Raw genomic sequence first — 5153 nt, 5'->3', positions numbered from 1 at the left:
CCGCTGCGTTTCTCCCTCCCCCGCAGGGGGAGGGAGAAACGCCGTCGTCATTCGGTTGTCGCGCGGCGCCCCTATCCAAGGAGCATGATCCGCGCCATCGTCACCGCCCTCGCCCTGCTCGTTGGAACGCCCGCCGTGGCCCAGCCCCTGATCATCGCCCATCGCGGCGCGTCCGGCGAACGGCCGGAGCATACGCGCGCGGCCTATCAACTGGCGATCGAACAGGGCGCCGATGTGATCGAGCCGGATCTGGTGATGTCCAGGGACGGAGTCTTCATCGACCGGCACGAGAACGAGATCGGCGGTACGACCGACGTGGCCGACCGGCCCGAGTTCGCGGATCGCAAGACCACCAAGACCATCGACGGCGCGGCCATCACCGGATGGTTCACCGAGGACTTCACCTTGGCCGAGCTGAAGACCCTGCGGGCCAGGGAGCGGCTGCCCGAGTTCCGGCCTGGCAATGTCGCCTATGACGGGCAAGAACCCATCCTGACCTTCGACGAGGTCGTGGCCATCGCGCGCGAAGCCTCCGCCCGGACCGGCCGCACCATCGCCGTGGCCCCCGAGCTGAAACACCCGACCTATTTCGCCGCCATCGGCCTGCCGATGGAGGACGCCTTCGTGGGCGAACTGGAGCGGCTGAGCCTGACCGGCGCCGACGCGCCCGTCGTCGTCCAGTGTTTCGAGGTCGGACCGCTGGAGCGGCTGTCGCAGAGGATCGACGTCCCGCTGGCGCAACTGGTCAGCGCAGCCGGCGCGCCCGAGGACCGGCTGTCGCAGACCTACGCCCAGATGATCACGCCCGAAGGCCTGAAGGCCATGGCCGCCTATGCCGACTGGATCGCGCCGGAGATGACCCTGGTCCTGCCGCGCGACGCCGAAGGCCGCACGACCGCGCCCAGCGCCCTGGTCACGGACGCCCATGCGGCGGGGCTGAAGGTGGTGATCTGGACCCTGCGGGCCGAGAACGCCTTCCTCCCGGCAGAGCGGCGGCGGGGCGAAGGGTTCGCCGACCATGGCGACATGGCGGGCTACGCCGCCGCCTTCGCGGAGGCGGGTGTGGACGCCGTCTTCTCCGACTTCCCGGCCCTGGCGCGATCCAGGTAGCCGGACCGCGCGTCTATCCGGCGCGGAACTGCAGCTCGGCCAACCGCGCGTAAAGCCCGCCCTTGGCCACCAGTTGGTCGTGCGTCCCCTCCTCCACCACGCGGCCGTCGTCCATGACGACGATGCGGTCGGCGCGAAGCACGGTGGCCAGGCGGTGGGCGATGACGATGGTGGTGCGCTCTTCCATGGCCTGATCGAGGGCGATCTGGACCAGGCGTTCGCTTTCGGCGTCCAGGGCGCTGGTCGCCTCATCCAGCAGCAGGATGGGGGCGTCGCGGACCAGGGCGCGGGCGATGGCCAGACGCTGGCGCTGACCGCCCGACAGGCTCTTGCCGCGTTCGCCCAGCGGGGTGTCGAAACCTTCCGGCAGGGCGTCGATGAAGCCCAGGGCCTGGGCCTTGTCGGCGACGGCGCGGGCCTCTTCCAGGGTGGCGGTCTCGCGGCCGAAGCGGATGTTCTCCAGGGCCGAACCCGAGAACAGCGGCGTCTCCTGCGACACCCAGGCGAAGCGGTCGCGCACGGCGACGGGATCGGCCTGACGCACGTCGACGCCGTCGACCGAGACCACGCCGGTCTGGGGATCATAGAAGCGCAGCAGCAGGCGGAAGACGGTGGACTTGCCCGCCCCCGACGGACCGACCAGGGCCACGGTCTCGCCCGGCCGCACGGTCAGGCTGAAACCCTTCAGGGCGGGCAGGTCGGGACGGCCGGGGTAGGAGAAGCCGACGGCGGACATGGACACCTCGCCGCGCGGCGGCGACGGCAAGGTGACAGGCTGGGCCGGCGGGGCGATGTCGGGCGTGGCCTGCATCAGCTCCTCGATCCGCTCCATGGCGCCGGCGGCCTTCTGGACATCGCCCCAGCTCTCGCCCAGGGCGCCGACCGCCCCGGCGGCGAAGACCGACAGCAGCACGAACTGAAGCAATGCGCCGGGCGTCATCACCCCCGCCACCACGTCCAGCGCCCCCAGCCACAGCACCAGGGTGACGCCGCCGAACATGACGATGATGATCAGGGCGGTCATCCAGGCTCGCGCCCGCATCCGGGTCAGGGAGGCGGCGAAGGCGTCCTCGACGGCCGCGCCGAAGCGGGCGATGGCGCTGCGTTCGCGGCCGAAGGCCTGAACGGTCTCGATCGCGTCCACGCTCTCGCCGGCGAAGCCGACGGCGTTGGCGAACCGGTCCTGAGAGGCGACGGTCAGTTTGCGCACCCGGCGGCCGAAGATGAAGATGGGGCCCAGCAGGAAGGGCACGATCAGCATGACCAGACCCGTCAGCTTGGGGCTGACGAAGAACAGCAGGGCGACCCCGCCGATCAGGGTCAGGAAGTTGCGCAGGGCATAGGAGACCGAGGTGGTCATCAGGGTCTCGACCAGGGCGATGTCGGTCGTCAGGCGCGACAGCACCTCGCCGGTGCGCATATGGGCGTAGAAGGACGGGTCCAGGGTCAATATGCGGCCGAACAAGCCCTTGCGGACATCGGCGATGACGCGCTCGCCCGTGCGGGTGACGTAGAAATAGCGGGCGGCGGTGGCCAGGCCCAGGAACAGGGCGTTGGCGCCCAGCAGCAGGAACCACCGGTTCAGATTGGCGCCGCCGGCCTCGAACCCATGGTCGATGGCCCCGCGGGCCAGGACCGTCAGCCCCAGCGAGGCGGTGGTGGACAGCAGCAGCCAGAAGACCGCCATCAGGGCATGGCCCTTGTGGCGCATGGCGAAGGGGATCAGGCGGGCCAGGGGGCGAATGTCGCGGCGTTTGGCGCGTTTCTCGCCCGCCTCGGACATCTGCTCCATCAAAAGGGCCCCGGCGCTGGGTCGGCCTTCGGCCGTTCCGACGCCGGAGGCGCGCCCCGAAACGGCGGCGGAACGGGCGGGAGCGGCGGTTTGATCGGTCATTGCGCCCGCCTCTTGCCCCGGAACGCCCCCCGGTGTAAACGCCCCGCTCTTTCCCGCTGACTCTTTCGGCGGGATTCTCAATTTCACGCGCACCGACGGTCGGCATCGTCACCGCGCCAGAGACCGGACGACGACCAATGAAGGCCGATACGCACCCCGACTATCACTTCATCACCGTGGTGATGACGGATGGCACCTCGTACCAGACCCGCTCGACCTACGGTAAGGAAGGCGGCACGCTGAACCTGGACATCGATCCGCTGACCCACCCGGCCTGGACCGGCGGCAACGCCCACCTGCTGGACCGCGGCGGCCGCGTTTCGCGCTTCAACAACAAGTTCGCCGGCTTCATCAAGAAGTAGGCGCGTCCTGGCTGCGACACGTTGCAGCATTTGGGCAGCATCTGAGCAGCAATCGGCTCATGAAGAGCGCCGGTCCCGGGACCGGCGCTTTTTGTTTGCCGGGAACATCGGTAACATAAGCGGCGTTCGCACATACGGCGAAGCAAGGGCGTCGATCCACGGGGATCGACCCATCGGGAAGCGGACGGGTTATGAATAGACGGGAACTGGGTCTGGGCGTCGCGACGGCGACCGTGACCCTCGCCTCCACGGCGCGCGCGCAGCAGGTGACCGTGCAGCGCGGTTCGCAGGCGACCGCCTTCTACAACAGTTTCAACGACCAGATTTCGCGTCTGCCCGAGACCCAGCAGGCCGACGTCCGCGCCTTTTATGAAATGAACGGCTGGCGGCCGGTGTGGACCGCCGATCGGCTGCGCGCCCTCAACGCCGTCGCCGGTCGGACCGAGCGGCACGGCCTGTCGGCCGGCGACTATTTCGACTTCGTCGGCCTGGCCGCCGATCCCGCCTCGTCGGATCTGCGCACCACGGCCGCAGCCCTGGCCTATGGCCGCGTCCTGGCCGAGGGCAAGGTCCGGCCCGAGACGGTCGAGGACCTGTGGGAGATGCAGAAGAACCGCGTGGACCTGCCGCGCGGCCTGAGCGACGCCCTGGCCCGCAACATCCTGCTGGACTGGTTCGAGGGTCTGGCGCCGACCGACATCGGCTATCAGAACCTGTCGGCGGGCTATGTCCGTTATCGTCGCCTGGCGGCCCAGGGCGGCTGGCCCGCCTTCCCGGCCGGCCCGACGATCGAGCCGAACATGAGCGACCGGCGCATCCCGGCCCTGATCGACCGGCTGACGGCCGAAGGCGACCTGACGGCGGCGAACGGCGCGCGGCTGAAGACCGAGGGCCTGACCTATGGGTCGGAGCTGCAACAGGCGGTTCAGGGCTTCCAGGTCCGCCACGGTCTGGGCGCCGACGGCCGCATCGGCACGGGGACCCAGCGTTCGCTGTCGGCCTCGGCCGAGGACCGCGCCCGCCAGATCGCCCTGAACCTGGAACGCCGCCGCTGGCTGAAGCGCGACGTCGCGCCCGAGCGGATCGAGGTCAACACCGCCGCCGCCATCATGGTCTATTGGAAGGACGGCAAGCCGGTCCACTCCAACCGCGTCATCGTCGGCTCGGCCGAAAACCAGACGCCCAGCCTGGAGAAGCCCTTCGCCTCGGTGGTCGCCAATCCGCCCTGGTATGTCCCGGCCAGCATCGCCCGCCGGGAGATCCTGCCCAAGGGGCCGGCCTATCTGGCCGCCAACGACATGTATGTTCAGAACGGCACGGTGATCCAGCGCGCCGGGCCGAAAGCCGCACTGGGCTATGTGAAGTTCGAGCTGCGCGACAGCTACGCCATCTTCCTGCACGACACCCCGTCCAAGGGGGCGTTCAACCTGTCAATGCGCCAGCGCAGCCACGGCTGCGTGCGGGTGCAGAATGCGGTCGAGTTCGCGCGGCTGCTGCTGTCGCCCGACCCGGTCAAGCTGGCGCAGTTCGACACGGCCCAGGACACGCGCGAGACGACCCGCGTCACCACCGGCCGCGAGATCTCGGTGCGCCTGCTCTATTGGACCGCCTTCGTGGACGGTCAGGGCCGGGTGGCGTTCCGCGAGGACGTCTATGGCCGCGACGACAAGCTGGACCAGGCCCTGGGCATCGCCGTCAGCCTGCCCAAACCGGTCGACGACGGCCGCCGCGACGTCAACGACGTCGGGCCGTAAGGGGACAATCTTCTCCCTCCCCCTCGGGGGAGG

The 5153-nt window shown here is 69.4% G+C and carries 4 protein-coding genes; 3 read left to right on the top strand and 1 reads right to left on the bottom strand.

The window, feature by feature from the left end:
- The first annotated feature begins 84 nt into the window (after positions 1-84).
- Positions 85-1110 carry a glycerophosphodiester phosphodiesterase gene (locus tag ER13_RS16030; protein ID WP_035310873.1) on the top strand — a complete coding sequence of 342 codons (1026 nt, stop codon included), beginning with the start codon at positions 85-87 and terminating at the stop codon, positions 1108-1110.
- Between the two features lie 13 nt (positions 1111-1123).
- On the opposite strand, the gene ER13_RS16025 is transcribed toward ER13_RS16030, so the two are convergent.
- Entirely contained in the window at positions 1124-2893 is a 1770-nt protein-coding gene (locus ER13_RS16025) for an ABC transporter transmembrane domain-containing protein (protein ID WP_230307746.1), read from the bottom strand.
- A 248-nt stretch (positions 2894-3141) separates the two neighbouring features.
- On the opposite strand from ER13_RS16025, the gene rpmE reads away from it, so the two are divergent.
- On the top strand, positions 3142-3366 hold the full coding sequence (gene rpmE, locus ER13_RS16020; RefSeq protein WP_008258897.1) for a 50S ribosomal protein L31: 225 nt from the start codon (positions 3142-3144) through the stop codon (positions 3364-3366).
- Positions 3367-3557: 191 nt separating this feature from the next.
- On the top strand, positions 3558-5120 hold the full coding sequence (locus tag ER13_RS16015; RefSeq protein ID WP_035310871.1) for a murein L,D-transpeptidase: 1563 nt from the start codon (positions 3558-3560) through the stop codon (positions 5118-5120).
- Positions 5121-5153: the final 33 nt, after the last annotated feature.

Origin of the sequence: Brevundimonas sp. EAKA (genome assembly GCF_000698025.1) — a bacterium.
GTDB classification, from domain to species: domain Bacteria; phylum Pseudomonadota; class Alphaproteobacteria; order Caulobacterales; family Caulobacteraceae; genus Brevundimonas; species Brevundimonas mediterranea_A.
Note: the sequence above shows the minus strand (reverse complement) of the source record. Positions and strands in the feature narration are given on the sequence as shown.